Here is a 13,672-nt window from a genome sequence, read left to right as displayed (position 1 = left end):
GGAACCCGGTGGGGCCCCGTAGGACCGCCATGGGACCGCCGTAGGGCCGCTGTGGGAGCGCCGTAGGACCGCCGTGGGTTCGCCGTGGGAACAAGGCAACCCGGGATTTACGAGGGGTCGCACCCGCTCGTGCGTAATCAGGGGTGAAAGGAGCGCCCGTGGACGCCAAGAACAGATTCGAGACGAAAACTACCTTCGCGCTCTGCCGACTTGAATGGCTGGCCATTCTTGCTGTTTCCCTCGTGCTCGCCTTCCAGCACCTTTCGGAGATCCGCTGGGGCGTGTTCGTCGCACTGTTCGCGGTGATCGACGTCATCGGCTACCTCCCCGGGGCGCTCGCCTTCCGACGCAGCCGGGGCCGCCGGACCCCCCGCCGTTACTACGTGGCCTACAACGTGATGCACAGCCTGGTCACGGCCGGTGCGCTGGCCGGAGCCTGGGCGTTGTTCGTCCGCCCGGAATGGGCCCTGCTCGCCCTTCCCATCCATCTCATGGGCGACCGGGCGCTCTTCGGAAACTCCCTGAAACCCTTCATCGTTCCTTTCGAACCGAGGAATTCCCTGGAGGACTCGAATGCCGTCCGTGCTTGACGCTCTGGCCGAGCACAGTGACAACCCCAGCGCCTTTCTCGCCCTGAACAGCGGGAACGAATACTTCCGTGACGAACGTTTCGAGGGCGCCTGTGCCTATCGCCGATCGGGTCGTTACGTTCTGCAATTCGGTGCCCCCTTCACCGCGCCGGAGCAACGTGAGCGGCTGCTGGCCTCCTTCGTGACCGAGGCCGGGCCCCGGCTGGCCGCGGTGCAGCTCCAGCGGGCGGACGCCGAGTTGTACGCGCGGCAGGGCTTCACGGTCAACCAGCTCGGGTCGTCGTACGCCGTCGACCTGACCCGTTTCACCCTGCGCGGCTCCCGGTTCGTGCGGCTGCGGAACAAGATCTCGCGGGCCCGGCGGGCAGGCCTCGAGGTGGCCGAGGTGCGGCACGGCGACGACTGCCACGCACTCGACCGGCTGGACGATCGCTGGCTGCGGGACAAGGGCCGGCACGTCAAGGAGCTGCGCTTCCTCGTCGGCCAGCGGACCGGGCCGCTGCAACGACACCGCCGGCTGTTCGTCGGCCGTATCGACGGCGAGGCCGTCGGATACATCAACTACTCGCCCGTCTACGGCAGTCGGCCCGGCTGGCTGCACGACCTCAGCAGGCGGCGGCCCGACGCGCCGCCCGGCGTGATGGAGGCACTCAACGCCACCGTCATGGACCGTTTCCTCGAAGACGGCGCCGGGTGGCTGCACTTCGGCTTCACCCCGTTCACCGGACTCGCCGCGGAACACGAAGTGCCGGGCGCGAGCCGGGCGTTCACGCGCTTCGCCCGACTGCTGGCAGAGCGTGGAAAAGCCATCTACCCCGCGGCCTCCCAGCTCGGATACAAGGAGAAGTGGGCCCCGCACGCCGTCCTCCCCGAGTACATCGCCTTCCTGGGCCGCCCCCGCCTCGGCGCCGTATGGCAACTGCTGCGCGCCACCAACGCCGTATGACCGACGCCGTATCACCGACGCCGTATGACCGACGCTCCACGACCCCGCGTGTTATCCGTCTCACTCTGGAGGACCGCACGTCCATGAGATTCCTCGAACGCGAACGCACCACGCTGGCCAAGCTGCTCCCGGACCTGGACCCCGCGCTCCGCGAGACGCCCCTCATGGAGCTGGAGCGGCCCGGCAGCCCCGGCGTCCGGCTGTTCCGGGACAGTGGCGGCCCGGGGCTCCTGGTGCCCGAGTCCCATCAGGGCCGGGGCGCCACCGCGCTGGACGCGCTGCGGGTGCAGCGGGCCATCGGCAGTCGCTCGCCGTCCCTGGCCGTGGCGACCACCATGCACCACTTCTCCGTGGCCACCCTGGTCGGCCTCGGCCACCTCGGCCAAGTCGGGGGACAGACCGACGGGCTCGAATGGATGCTGATCGAAGGCGTGGCGTCCACCAACCGCGTCATCGCCTCCGGCTTCGCCGAGGGGCGTGGCGGCGCCGGGATCCTGGAGCCGTCGATGACGGCCACGGTGACCGAGGACGGCATACGGATCAACGGTGTCAAACGCCCGTGCAGCCTGTCCCGTTCCATGGACGTGCTGACCGCCGGCGTCATGGTCCCCCGCGAGGACGGCCAGGGCGACGAACTCGCGGTGGCGCTGGTGCCCGCCGGGAGCGAGGGCCTCAGCGTCAGCGGGTTCTGGTCCAGCGCCTTCCTCGCCGGAGCGGAGAGCGAACAGGTCACGCTCACCGACGTCCTCGTCCCGCCGGAACTCCTGCTGCGCACCGCCACCTCCGCCGGACAGCGTCTCGACGAGCTGCAGACGGCCGGACTCGTCTGGTTCCAGGCACTCATGACGGGCAGCTACCTCGGTGCGGCGAGCGCCCTGGTGGAACGCGTGCTGCTCAACGACCGGATCCCCGAGCACGAGCGTGTCCGCCTGTTCGTGGAGACCGAGGCCGCGATGGCCGCCGCCGAGGGCATCGCCCGCCGGATCGACACCGGTGACCTCGGCGAGTCCGCGCTCTCCCAGGCCCTGTGTGTCCGCTACGGCGTCCAGGACACGCTGGGCCGCATCGTCCCGCGCGCGGTCGAACTGCTCGGCGGCCTCAACTTCATGACGTCCGACGAGATCGGCCACCTGGCCGCCTGCGCCCACGGCCTGTCCCTGCACCCGCCGTCCCGGCCTCGGATGACCGGCCCGCTCGCCGACTACCTGGCCGACCGGCCGCTCGCCATCGCCTGACACCCGGGCCGCCGTAGGCCGGCCATGCCCGCGTCGTCGTAGGCCCGCCAGGTCCGCGTCACCGTGCGGTGGCCAAGCCCATGCCGTCGTGCGCTGCTCGCGGTCATGCCGTCGTGCGCTGCTCGCGGTCATGCCGTCGTGCGCTGCTCGCGGTCATTTTGCCGTACGCCCGGCCAAGTCCACGCCGGTGTACGGCAGTCGAGAATCCCCGCCGTCCCACGGCAGTCGAGTCCCGTTGGGGGAGTACGCCCATGCCGTCACACCAACCGAAACGCACCGCGCGTTCCGCCGACCGCCCCACCCTGCTGCTGACCGGCGGCTCCGGGGTACTGGGGCAGGCCCTGATCGAGGAGCTGGCCGACGACTTCGACCTGATCTGCCTGCGCCGCAACAGGCCGCTGCAGGACCCTCGGGTACGGGAGCTCCGGGGCGACCTGCTCGCACCTCGACTGGGTCTGTCCGAGGTGGCCTGGGGTCGGCTTGCCGACGAGGTGGACATCGTCCTGCACTCCGCCGCCGAGACCAACTGGCGCACCGCGCCGGAGGAGATCGTGCGGACCAACACCACCGGCACCCGGGCCGTGCTCGGCCTCGCCGCCCGCGCCGAGGCGCCTTTCTACCTGGTGAGCACCGCGTTCGTGGCGAGCGCGCCGGCCGCCGAGGACGGGCGGCGCTTCCCGGGCGCCGCCGCCTACCTCGCCTCGAAGACCGCGGCCGAGCAGATGGTGCGTGAGGCCGGTCTACCTGGCGCGATCGTGCGGCCCTCGGTCGTGATGGGCGACTCCGTCACCGGGCGGATCGCCGGACAGCAGGGGCTGACCAAGACGCTCGGCTCGATGGTGCTGGGGCAGGTGCCGGTGCTGCCCGGCGCCCCCGAGGCCCGGATCGACATGGTCCCGCAGGACTTCGTCACCCGGGCGGTCGGCGATCTGATCCGCGGCGGGGTGCGCGAGGGGGAGTTCTGGCTGACGGCCGGCCAGGAGGCGCCACCCGTGCGGGAGATCTCCGACATCTGCGCGGAGTTCGCCGTGCGCCACGGGCTGCCCGAACCGCAGCGCCCCCGACTCATCCCGGTGGAGGCGGTACACCGCCTGCTGCTGCCCCTGCTGGAGGGCACCGCGATGCCCGCGCCGGTACGCCAACGCCTCAGGCACTACGCCGAACTGCTGCTGGTCTTCCAGCGCGAGCTGCCGTTCGCCTCCTCCCTCGGTGACCCCGCCTGCGGCACCCGGCTGACCCGCGCCGACATCCGCGCCGCCCTCGTACGCAACCTGGAGAGCTGGGCCGAAGGCAGGGCCGGACTGCTCAGGCGACACGGAGCCCGGCCGGTCACCGCGACGACCCCGAGGGAGCTGGCGTCATGACGATCTCACCGCCCGCCGCACCTCCTGTCCCCCCGGCCCGGCCCACCCCGGTGAACCTGGCCGCCCCCCTGCCCAGCGGCACCGAACTCGTGGACCTCTACCTCCGGCACATCGGCTCCGGACGGGCGGTCATGGGCCGCGTGATGGGCGGCATGGCCGAGGTCCGTTCCGAGGGGCCCTGGATCCACACCGACGACGGCCGCCGCTTCCTCGACTTCGGCGGCTACGGCGTCTTCATCCTCGGGCACCGGCACCCGGCCGTCGTCGAGGCCGTGCACCGGCAGATCGACGCCCATCCCCTCGCCAGCCGCGTCTTCCTCGAACCGGTCGCCGCCCGCGCCGCCCAGGCGCTGGCGGCGCACACCCCGCCGGGCCTCGACTACGTCCACTTCGTCAACTCCGGTGCCGAGGCGACGGAAGCGGCCCTGAAACTGGCCCGCGCCCAGGGACGCAACGCGGTGATCACCACCCGCAAGGGCTTCCACGGCAAGACCCTGGGGGCCCTGAGCGTCACCGCCAACGCCACCTACCAGACACCGTTCCAACCACTCCTCCCCGACACCACGCAGATCTCCTACAACGACGCGGGCGAGCTGCGCCGGGCCCTGACCGTCCGACGCGATCGGGCCTGCGTGATCGTCGAACCGGTGCAGGGCGAGGGCGGGGTGCGCATTCCCAAGCCCGGCTATCTGCGTGAAGTGGCCGCGCTGTGCGAGGAGTTCGGCGCGTTGCTCGTCGTGGACGAGATCCAGACCGGGATGGGACGGCTGGGCACCTGGTGGGGCGTGAACGCGGAGGACGTCCGTCCCGACGTACTCCTCGTGGGCAAGGGGCTCAGCGGCGGAGTGGTGCCGGTCGCCGCGATGGTCGCCACCGAGCAGGCCTACGCCCCCTTCAGCCGCGACCCCTACCTGCACACCTCCACCTTCGGTGCCTCCCCGATCGCCTGCGCGGCCGCGCTCGCCACCGTGGAGACGATGGAGCGGGAGGACACCGTCGCCCGTGCGGCCGCACTCGGCGCGCGTGTCCTGGCCGGTGTCCGGGACGTGTGCGCGCCGTACCAGGAGATCCTGGTGCGCGAGGTGCGCGGCCGCGGACTGCTGATCGGGATCGAGCTCACCGGGGAGCAGGCGGTCGGCGAACTGCTGCTGGAGCTCATCGCACGGGACGTGCTCGTCAACCACTCCCTCAACTCCACGCGGGTGCTGCGGCTGACGCCGCCCGCGGTGGTCGAGGACGAAGCGCTCGACCTGTTCTTCACCACGCTCGCCGAGGCCCTGCACACCACTGCCCTCCGCATGACCGGCTGAGACCCCGCCCGGCCACCGGAAAGGAAAGGGACATTCATGCGCCACGTGGTCCTGCACGCGTTCGCCGACGGTCTCGCACCGGTCGACGTCTACCGACGCATCACCGACTTCCGCCGCTACCCCGAACTCACCGACACCGTCCGCGAGGTCCGCGTGGAGGCACCCCTCTCCGACGGCTCGCTCGTGTCGGACTGGACCGTCACCTTCCGGGGCGGGCTGATGCGCTGGCGGGAACGCGACACGTTCTCACCGGACACCCTGTCCCTCAGCTTCGAGCAAGTCAGCGGCGACTTCCAGACCTTCGAGGGGAGCTGGCGCTGCGAACCCCGCGACGGCGGCACACTCGTCGTCTTCGCCGCCTCCTTCGACCTCGGCATTCCGACCCTCGCGGAGATCCTCGACCCGGTGGCCGAGTCCACACTGCGGAACAACATCGGACACATCCTGATCGGCCTGGTCGGCGCGGAGGTGATCGATGAGCGCGCCCCCGCGGCTCAGGGCTGAACGGACGCGGGAGGACGCCGGATCGGGCGTCGATCCCCTGCGCGAGGAGCCCGGCCCCGGTGCTGCCCTCTGCCTGAGGCTGTACGCCAAGCTGGCCGCCGGGGTGACCGTCGTGACCGCACGCGGCGAGGACGGCCCGCTCGGCATGACCGTCTCCTCGGTCACCTCGCTGTCGGCCCGGCCACCCCTGCTCCTCGCCTGTCTGCGCGACGGCTCGCGCACTCTCGCCGCGATCCGTGCGTACGGGGTCTTCGCCGTGCACCTGCTGCGCGAGGACCAGCACGACCTGGCCACGCGGTTCGCCCACCCCACGACGCCGGCGCCCCGGCGGTTCGCCGGCACGCCTGTCCGGCAGGTGCTCGGCGTTCCGGTGCTCGACGGGGCGCTCGCCTGGTCGGTGTGCCTCGTGGAGGACATACGGCGCTACGGCGACCACTGTCTCGTCGTGGGGCGGGTGGCGGCGGTCCAGGTGGGCGGCGGGCGACCGCTGCTGTGGCACGACCGCGGGTTCAAAACGTTGGCCGAGCCCCATCCGGGCCCTGTGGCCGCGCCTGTGCCGGGCCCGGCGGCTGTGCCGGACTCTGTGGCCGCGCCTGTGCCGGGCCCGGCGGCTGTGCCGGACTCCGTGGCCGCGCCTGTGCCGGGCCCGGCGGCTGCGCCGGACTCCGTGCCCGTGCCGGACTCCGTGCCGGGCCCGGTGACGGACCCCGTGCCGGGCTGTGTGCCCGTGCAGGAACTCGTGCCGGAACTCGTGGCTGGTCCCGCCCACGCGCCTGCCCCCGTGCCGGGCTGTGTGCCCGCGCCGGACCCCGCCCACGCGCCGGCCCCCGTGCCCGCACCCGACCCCGCACCCGACCCCGTGCCTGCCCCGGACGGACCCGGATGACCCGACCGCCCGCCGGAGCGCCCGCCTGGGAACCGGCCGAGGTGCCGTCGCAGCCTCCGCTGCACGGTCTGGTCACCGCGGACGTCGCCGTGGTCGGAGCCGGTCTCGCCGGCCTCGCCTGCGCCTACCACCTCGCGGAACGCGCCCCCGGCCTCGACATCGCCGTCGTCGACGCGCAGCGCCCCGCCGCCGGCGCCAGCGGCCGGGGCACCGGCCTGCTGGGCCCCCGGGCGGGCCCGGCGATCGACCGCGCCGTACGTCGCTTCGGACCCGAGACGGCCCGCCGGATGCATCTGGCAAGCGTGCGCGCGGTGGACCAGGTCCTCGATTTGTACGGCCGGTTGGACGCGCGCTGCGGACTGCGGACCGGCCCGCAGATCGTGGCGACGCGCTCGCCCCTGCATCTGACGGCCCTCGGCCGGCAGGCGAAGGCCTACCGGGAACTCGGCCTGGACGTGCCGGTCCTGTCCGGCGCCGCGATCCGCGCCAGGATCGGCGTGCCGTACACCGCCGGCCTTCTCCACCGCACCGCGGCCACCCTGGACCCGGCCGCCCTGACCTGCGCCCTCGCCCGCGCCTGCGCGGCCAAGGGCGTCCGCTTCTACGGGAACAGCCCACTGCGGGCCCTGCGCCCCCGTGATCTGGCCGGATCCGAACTGGTCTTCCCGCACGGCACGTTGTACGCCGGACAGGCGGTCCTGGCCGTCAACTCCGGTGCAAGGGAGGCCGGTCTGCCGGTCGGCACGGTCCTGCCGCTGGAGGTGTACGCCGTGGCGACCGCGCCCCTCAGCGCAGCGGCGTACGCGGCCCTGGGCGGGCGCGCGGGGTACGCCGTCGTGGACGCGGCACCGATGGCCCCGTACTTCCGGCTGCTCCCGGACCGGGGCCTGGTGGCCGGCGGCGGCACCGTCACCGCCCCGGCCGGACTGGACGCACCGCGGCTCCAGGTCCTCCGTGAGCGGGCCTGGAACTGGTTGGGACGCTGGCTGCGCTCCCTGCACCCGGAGTTGTCCGACGTACCGGTCGTCCACCGCTGGTCGGGCCGTGTCGGCATGACCCTCGACGACCTGCCGGTGGTGGGCCCGGTCCAGGGCTGCCCCGGCGTCTGGTACATCGGCGGCTGCTGCGGCCACGGCCTGGCCCTGTCCGTGGCCCACGGCGCGTACGTGGCCGGCGCCCTGCTCGGCGAGCCGGAACCGGGCGTTCCGCTGCCCTGGCACCGGTCACGGGCCCCACGGATCCCCGGCGGTGGCCCCGGCCGCCACCTCCTGCGCGGTTACGTGGACATACTGGGCCGGGCGACGCGGCGCACCTGCTGAGGCGACCAGGACACCCACACCCCACAGGAAGGTTTCACGATGCGCTCACCCCGCGACACCGCCCACGGCCTGCCTTCGGCTCTGCCCATGGGAACCCCGGACGCCGCCTACCACCTGGCGATGCGCGGCAGACCCCTGCCGGTCGGTTTTCTCTTCCGGTACGACGGTCCGCCCCCGCCTCTGGACGCCGTACGCGCCCGGGTGGCCGAACGCGCCCACGCAATTCCGGCGTTGCGCTACCGCGTGGCCGGCGAGGGCAAGGTGTTCCGGCGCGTGGACCGGATCGCGGTGGAGCAGCATGTGCACGAGTTCCGGCCGACCGAGCACGACACCGACGGTCCGGGAGCCGGCCGGCTGATGCTGACGCGGCCCATGAGCGCGGCCGGGCGACCGCCCTGGGAGGTGTGGCTGGTGCACGGACCGGACGGCGGTCACACGCTGTGCTACCGCACCGACCACACCCTCCAGGACGGCGTCGGTGCCGCCCACACCGCCCGGGCCCTCCTCGACGACCACCCCGAGGGCGGCGGTCCGGCACCCCACCACCGCTCCCGGCCCACCGCCCGCGGTCTGGCCGGCGCCTTCGGTGACGTCGCGGCCTCCTGCCGCCCGGCCACCGCCAAACCGGCCTTCGACGTGCCGGGCAGCGGACGCCTGACGGTCTGCCACGCGGACGTCCCGCTGGCGAGGCTGCGCGCCGTCGGCCGGGCCCACGGGGCCACGGTGAACGACGTCTATCTCGCCGCTCTGTCCCACGCCGTCCGCAGTTGGCACCTGAAGGCCACGGGCTCGCCGCATCCGCCCGTGCCCGTGGCGGTGCCGATGTCGGTAAGGGCACCGGGGGAGGAACTCGCGCCCGGCAACCGTATGGTCGTCGCCCGGCTGCAGTTGCCCTGCGACGAGGCGTCGCCGCGCCGGGCCCTGGCCCGCGTCGCGGCCCGCACCGCGCGGCTGCGCGCTAGCCGCCGGCGCGACGCGCTCAGCCTGCTGCTCGCCGCCACCCCGCGGGCGATCGGCGCCCGGCTGGGGACGCGGATGGTCAACGGGGCGGTCGTCGCGGCACCGACGAGCAGCGTGAACTTCGGCGACGCCCTTGTCCACCAGGGCGCCGTTGCCCGGCGGGCGGTCATGTTGACCGGGCTCGCGGCCGGCATTCGCTGCATGACGACGCTGACGAGCCAGCACGACGCCGCCTGCCTGACCGTCGTCCACGACGAGGCGCTGGCGACCGCCGACGAACTCCCCGACCTCTGGCTGGCTGCGCTGCTGGAGCTGGAACAGACGTAGCCGTACGGACAGCACCGGAGCCCAGAGCCGGCCCGGCTCTGGGCTCCCTGTGCGTGTCCCGCGGTGTGCTTCTGTCCCGGGTGTGCGCTCAGTCCCGCAGCGTTCCGGTGGTCAGGAACACGCATGTCGCGGCGGCCTCGGTGAGCAGCGGCAGGTAGGGGGAGAGGCGTTGGACGACGTACGGCAGCGTGAACAGGTCCGCGGGTCGGGCGACCCAGCCGCGCTCGGCCCACCAGCGTTCCGGCTCCGCGAGCTGCCAGTGCCAGGCGATCCCGGTGGCCGACAGGGCGTCCAGGAAGGGCGCCACGAACGGTGAGGAGACCGACCCGGCGTTCACGCACTCGGCGCCGAAGGTGCTGCCCGGGGCGGAGAGTTCCGTCATCGTGGCGACGACAGCCTCCACGACGCGCGGCTGGAGATGGTAGAGCAGTGTTTCGGCGAGCCAGGCGGTGGGCCGTCGGGGGTCGAAGCCCGCGGCGACCAGCTTATCGCCCCAGGAACCGGTCGTCGGGTCGACGCCGACGACGCTACGGCGTTCGCAGGTGGGCGGGCTCCAGCCCAGCACATGCTCCTTGACGGCGAGGACGGCGGGGTCCTCGACCTCGAAGACCTGCACTCCCATGGGCCAGCCGAGGCGGAACGCGCGGGTGTCGAGACCGGCGCCCAGCAGCACGACCTGGCGGCAGCCCGAGCGGGCCGCGTCGACCAGGTGTTCGTCGAAGAAGCGGGTGCGCACCACCGCCCAGTCGGGCAGCAGGCGTTGGAGAGGGCCGTCTCCCGGCGGGCCGCCGTCGAAGCCGGCCATGTGCAGGAAGTCGGCGGCCCAGGGGTCGAGGACGTACGGGGCGTCCCGGTGGCACTCCGCGGCGTGCGCGGCGGCCGTCCAGAGCGCCACCCGTGGGAGCGCGTCCTTCGGGATGCCGTCCGGCAGTGTGTCCGGTGGGGGTGGGGACTGCGGGCGTGTGCTGTCGGGCATGGGGAACCTCCGTATGCGCGTGGTGAGTTGCCCGGGCGGCCAGCGCCCAGGGCCGGGCGTCCGGGCGGATCGGAGGAGCGGTCGGCTCGGACGGAGCGTCGCGGACGGAACGTCGCCCGCTCAGGCGGGTCAGGGGGAGCCGCGGCGGCCGAGCAGGAACGCCAGCGCTCCGAGGGCCAGGAGACCGCCGGACGGGTGGGTGGGGCGCTGCCCGCCCATCGCGGCGGAGGTGCGGGGCTCGTGGACGTTGAGGGCGAACTGACGGTTGGCCATGTCGCCGAGAACCCCGCGCAGCTGCTCGGGGCTGGTGACGGCGGCGAGCAGCAACTCCATGGAGTTGCGGGCGAACTGATGGCGGCCGAGGAATTCACGGCCCAGGGCGAGCAGGATCTTCGGCACCTCCCCCTGGAACACCTCGGGGAGGGTGATCTCGGGCGCGAGGCAGCGTACCGATCCGTCGAGGTTCGCGAACGACTTGCCGAGCAGGGAGACCGCGGGCGGCGAACCGATGCCCCGCTTGGTCGCCTTGGCCAGCACGGTGGTGAGGGAGACGCCGAAGTTCATGTCCTCCAGGGAGAGATGGGAGACCTTCGGCACGAAGGCCGCCATGTCCGCGATGAACGCGGGCATGTTGGACCACGCCGTCATCCGGCCCATCTCCGCCCAGTGGTGAGCGAGACCCGCCCCGTCGTTCTGCGCCAAGGCCATGAACAGCGGCAGCAGTTGCAGACTGGTGCGCCGGTCCAGTCGGCCCACCATGCCCCAGTCGATCAGCGTCGCCGGGCCGCCGGGCACCGCGAAGACGTTGCCGGCGTGCGGGTCGGCGTGGAAGAAGCGGTGCACGAAATAGCCGTGGTACATGAAGCGCAGCAGGTCCTTGCCGATCTCGATGCGCTCGTCGTCGGTGAAGTGGGCGCGGTCGATGTGCCGTACCGACGTCCCCGGAGCCAGCGACTGGACCAGGACCCGGGGGCCGGCGTACAGGACCCGGGGCACCTCCAGGGTGCGGAAGGGGCGGATGTTCTCGCGGGCCTCGTCCATGGCGCGGGCCTCGCCGGTGAAGTCCAGCTCCGGTTCCATCGCGTCGAAGACGGAGCCGAGCATCGCCTCGATGTCGATGACCTCGTTGAACCGGGGGGCCACCCGGGCCACGATCCGGGCGGCCCGCCGCATCAGCGCCATGTCCGCGAGGACGCCCTCCCTGATGCCGGGCCGCTGGATCTTGACCACCGCGGGCCGGCCGCCCGGCAGTGTGACCTTGTAGACCTGGGCCAGGGAGGCCGCGCCGAGCGGAGCGACGGTGTCGACGTCGTCGAACCGCAGTTTCCAGTCCGGCCCGAGGTCACCCGCGAGCACGGGCTCGAAGACCGAGAACGGCTGTACGTCGACCTGGTCGTGCAGGTTCTGCAGCTCGTCCCGGAGGGACTGGGGCACCATGTCGGGCCGGGTGGACAGAATCTGACCGAGCTTCACATAGAACGGGCCGAGGCTCTCCAACGCGTGCCGAACCGCCTTGGCCCGCCGCTGCTCGGCCCCGGCGGACGCCTCCGCGGCCTCCCCGGGAGCCCACTCGCTCCGCCGCGTGTGTCTGCGCAGCCGGGTGGCCCGCCCGACCTCGTCGGCGACCAGGCTACCCAGCACCTTCACCACCAGCCGCAACCGATCGCCGACGACCGACACCATCGTGTGTGACCTCCTCAGCCTCGGAACGCGTTCCGGGACACCAGCCGGCCCACTCTGCGGAGCCGGTCGATCCGGTCGAGCCGGTCGAGCGGGCCGCGGTCCCGGCCGAGCGGGGCGCCATCCCGGCCGGGCCCGGCCCGGAACCGGGCCGGGCGTTGATTCACCCGGATGGGACATGGGGCGCCGGCCGGTCGGTCGGGGCGCGGCCACGTTCGGTCAGGCTGTGGCCTGCTTGCCTCCGCCGGACTGTCCCTGCAGGGCCTGGATCAGTTTCGGCAGCATTTCCAGCAGTTGGGCCAGCTGCGTCGGCAGCGAGAGCAGGTCACCCACGCCCTCGGCGGCATGCCCGATCCCGCCGAGCGCGTTCGCCGCACCGCCGAGCGCGGCGAGCGGGCTGGCCGCGCCGCCGAGGGCCGCCAGCGGGTTGGCCGCACCGGCGAGGGCCGCCAGGGGGTTGCCGGCGGCCCCGGCCGCCCCCGTGAGCGCGGCCAGCGGATATCCTGCGCCGCCCGCGACGGCCCCGAGAGGGTTGGCGGCGTGCGCGAGGGCCGCGAGTGGGGCGGCCGCGCCGGCGGCGCCGGTGAGCGCGGCCAGGGGATTGCCCCCGCCGCCGGTGAAGCCGGCCAGCGGATTCCCCCCGGCCTGCGCGAGAGCGGCGAGGGGATTCCCCCCGGCCTGCGCGAGAGCGGCCAGGGGGTTCGCCGCCCCCGCCAGCGCCGAGGCCGGATTGACGACGCCGGCGAGCGCGCCCAGGGTGTTCGCGGGCAGCCCGGCCAGCGCATCGAGGGTGGTGCCGGACGACGACTTCTCCGGCCGGTTGAGAATATCGTCGAAGGCTTCCTTGCTGCTGTCGGCCATATTGCCGAACAGGTCCTTGAGGATATCCTGCATGTTCTTGTTGTTGGACATGAATGTTCCCTTCGGTGTGTGCGTGATGCGCGGCCACCCTTTGCGGGCGTTTATGTCATACGGTCTTCCATGGCCTTGGCGCACGCTGTTTTCAGACGTGCTCGGCCCCGGGTGAAAGCAGCTTCCGCCGCCTTGATCGAGATGTTGTGCATGCGGGCGAATTCCGCAGTGGAAATTCCCGCGGCGCGGGCGAGTATGACTTCCTGTTCGCGGCCGCGCAGCTGCCGGACCTGGTCCATGAGCCATCTGCCGAAGTCCTCGTCACAGACGTCCTCCTCGGTGGTGCCGGGATCGTCCAGAAGGGCCGCACGCTGCAACAGACGCCTGCGGCGCTCCAGGTCGCGGTAGTAGTCGATGCAGAGGCGAAGGGCGACGGAGGTCAGGAACGACCCCAGCCGGGCCCGGTCCAGCGCGGCGTGCGCCGCCGCGCGGGCCATCGTCTCCTGAACGCAGTCCTCGGCGTCCTGATAGCTCGGGAGTCTTCGGCGGACCAGTCGCATGAGGCGGTCCCGGTGCTGGGAAATCTGTTCCCAGGAACAGGAGGCGGGCGATGGGCAGGTGGAATTTAGCGCCATTGTGATTGCAGCCCGTTGTCTCTCGTTCAAGAAGGAGGAATCGGGCCGGAATTTAATTCTCGGCCATATTCTTTTCCTACCCGAGGGA

12 protein-coding genes and 1 pseudogene are annotated in these 13,672 nt (G+C 72.4%); 9 read left to right on the top strand and 4 right to left on the bottom strand.

Going from position 1 to position 13,672, the window contains the following annotated elements; all coding sequences use genetic code 11:
* Positions 1-158: 158 nt before the first annotated feature.
* From M2271_RS05305 to M2271_RS05265, 9 genes and pseudogenes are all read left to right on the top strand, one after another.
* On the top strand, positions 159-590 hold the full coding sequence (locus M2271_RS05305; RefSeq protein WP_280885921.1) for a hypothetical protein: 432 nt from the start codon (positions 159-161) through the stop codon (positions 588-590).
* Positions 574-1,536 (top strand): DUF2156 domain-containing protein, encoded by a 963-nt coding sequence (locus tag M2271_RS05300; protein ID WP_280885920.1) that lies wholly within the window; start codon positions 574-576, stop codon positions 1,534-1,536. The genes M2271_RS05305 and M2271_RS05300 overlap by 17 nt, the downstream gene beginning before the upstream one ends.
* An 83-nt stretch (positions 1,537-1,619) precedes the next feature.
* Positions 1,620-2,771 (top strand): acyl-CoA dehydrogenase family protein, encoded by a 1,152-nt coding sequence (locus M2271_RS05295; protein ID WP_280885919.1) that lies wholly within the window; start codon positions 1,620-1,622, stop codon positions 2,769-2,771.
* Between the two features lie 251 nt (positions 2,772-3,022).
* Entirely contained in the window at positions 3,023-4,135 is a 1,113-nt protein-coding gene (locus tag M2271_RS05290) for an SDR family oxidoreductase (protein WP_280885918.1), read from the top strand.
* Positions 4,132-5,445, top strand: coding sequence for an aminotransferase class III-fold pyridoxal phosphate-dependent enzyme (locus tag M2271_RS05285; RefSeq protein ID WP_280885917.1), 1,314 nt, complete (start codon positions 4,132-4,134; stop codon positions 5,443-5,445). The genes M2271_RS05290 and M2271_RS05285 overlap by 4 nt, the downstream gene beginning before the upstream one ends.
* Positions 5,446-5,481: 36 nt before the next feature.
* A complete protein-coding gene (locus M2271_RS05280; RefSeq protein ID WP_280885916.1) occupies positions 5,482-5,949 on the top strand; it encodes an SRPBCC family protein in 468 nt (155 codons plus the stop codon).
* Positions 5,921-6,469, top strand: a pseudogene (locus M2271_RS05275) (flavin reductase family protein); the annotation flags it as partial. The gene M2271_RS05280 and the pseudogene M2271_RS05275, both read left to right, overlap by 29 nt.
* 362 nt (positions 6,470-6,831) lie before the next feature.
* Positions 6,832-8,154, top strand: a complete 1,323-nt coding sequence (locus M2271_RS05270; RefSeq protein ID WP_280885915.1) for an FAD-binding oxidoreductase — start codon at positions 6,832-6,834, stop codon at positions 8,152-8,154.
* A gap of 39 nt (positions 8,155-8,193) precedes the next feature.
* The gene (locus tag M2271_RS05265; RefSeq protein WP_280885914.1) at positions 8,194-9,441 is read left to right on the top strand and encodes a wax ester/triacylglycerol synthase domain-containing protein; all 1,248 of its coding nucleotides are present in this window, start codon (positions 8,194-8,196) and stop codon (positions 9,439-9,441) included.
* Positions 9,442-9,529: 88 nt separating this feature from the next.
* On the opposite strand, the gene M2271_RS05260 is transcribed toward M2271_RS05265, so the two are convergent.
* The 4 genes from M2271_RS05260 to M2271_RS05245 all read right to left on the bottom strand — a co-directional run bounded on the left by M2271_RS05260 (position 9,530) and on the right by M2271_RS05245 (position 13,584).
* Complete coding sequence (locus M2271_RS05260; RefSeq protein WP_280885913.1) at positions 9,530-10,417, bottom strand: SAM-dependent methyltransferase; 888 nt, start codon at positions 10,415-10,417, stop codon at positions 9,530-9,532.
* A gap of 129 nt (positions 10,418-10,546) precedes the next feature.
* Positions 10,547-12,100 carry an AarF/UbiB family protein gene (locus tag M2271_RS05255; protein ID WP_280885912.1) on the bottom strand — a complete coding sequence of 518 codons (1,554 nt, stop codon included), beginning with the start codon at positions 12,098-12,100 and terminating at the stop codon, positions 10,547-10,549.
* Between the two features lie 216 nt (positions 12,101-12,316).
* On the bottom strand, positions 12,317-13,009 hold the full coding sequence (locus M2271_RS05250; protein WP_280885911.1) for a hypothetical protein: 693 nt from the start codon (positions 13,007-13,009) through the stop codon (positions 12,317-12,319).
* A 50-nt stretch (positions 13,010-13,059) separates the two neighbouring features.
* Positions 13,060-13,584, bottom strand: coding sequence for a sigma-70 family RNA polymerase sigma factor (locus tag M2271_RS05245; RefSeq protein WP_280885910.1), 525 nt, complete (start codon positions 13,582-13,584; stop codon positions 13,060-13,062).
* Between the last annotated feature and the right edge of the window lie 88 nt (positions 13,585-13,672).

The sequence above is a fragment of the Streptomyces sp. LBL genome (assembly GCF_029893585.1).
Classification (GTDB): domain Bacteria; phylum Actinomycetota; class Actinomycetes; order Streptomycetales; family Streptomycetaceae; genus Streptomyces.
The sequence above is the reverse complement of the archived record's forward strand: the minus strand, read 5'-3'. Positions and strand labels throughout refer to the sequence as shown.

What these genes read in the sequence shown, in the direction of transcription:
- M2271_RS05290 (WP_280885918.1), top strand. Translation starts at nt 3,023, where the DNA reads ATGCCGTCACACCAACCGAAACGCACCGCGCGTTCCGCCGACCGCCCC.
- M2271_RS05285 (WP_280885917.1), top strand. Translation starts at nt 4,132, where the DNA reads ATGACGATCTCACCGCCCGCCGCACCTCCTGTCCCCCCGGCCCGGCCC.
- M2271_RS05260 (WP_280885913.1), bottom strand. Translation starts at nt 10,417, where the DNA reads ATGCCCGACAGCACACGCCCGCAGTCCCCACCCCCACCGGACACACTG.
- M2271_RS05295 (WP_280885919.1), top strand. Translation starts at nt 1,620, where the DNA reads ATGAGATTCCTCGAACGCGAACGCACCACGCTGGCCAAGCTGCTCCCG.
- M2271_RS05255 (WP_280885912.1), bottom strand. Translation starts at nt 12,100, where the DNA reads ATGGTGTCGGTCGTCGGCGATCGGTTGCGGCTGGTGGTGAAGGTGCTG.
- M2271_RS05245 (WP_280885910.1), bottom strand. Translation starts at nt 13,584, where the DNA reads ATGGCGCTAAATTCCACCTGCCCATCGCCCGCCTCCTGTTCCTGGGAA.
- M2271_RS05270 (WP_280885915.1), top strand. Translation starts at nt 6,832, where the DNA reads ATGACCCGACCGCCCGCCGGAGCGCCCGCCTGGGAACCGGCCGAGGTG.
- M2271_RS05300 (WP_280885920.1), top strand. Translation starts at nt 574, where the DNA reads ATGCCGTCCGTGCTTGACGCTCTGGCCGAGCACAGTGACAACCCCAGC.
- M2271_RS05280 (WP_280885916.1), top strand. Translation starts at nt 5,482, where the DNA reads ATGCGCCACGTGGTCCTGCACGCGTTCGCCGACGGTCTCGCACCGGTC.
- M2271_RS05250 (WP_280885911.1), bottom strand. Translation starts at nt 13,009, where the DNA reads ATGTCCAACAACAAGAACATGCAGGATATCCTCAAGGACCTGTTCGGC.
- M2271_RS05265 (WP_280885914.1), top strand. Translation starts at nt 8,194, where the DNA reads ATGCGCTCACCCCGCGACACCGCCCACGGCCTGCCTTCGGCTCTGCCC.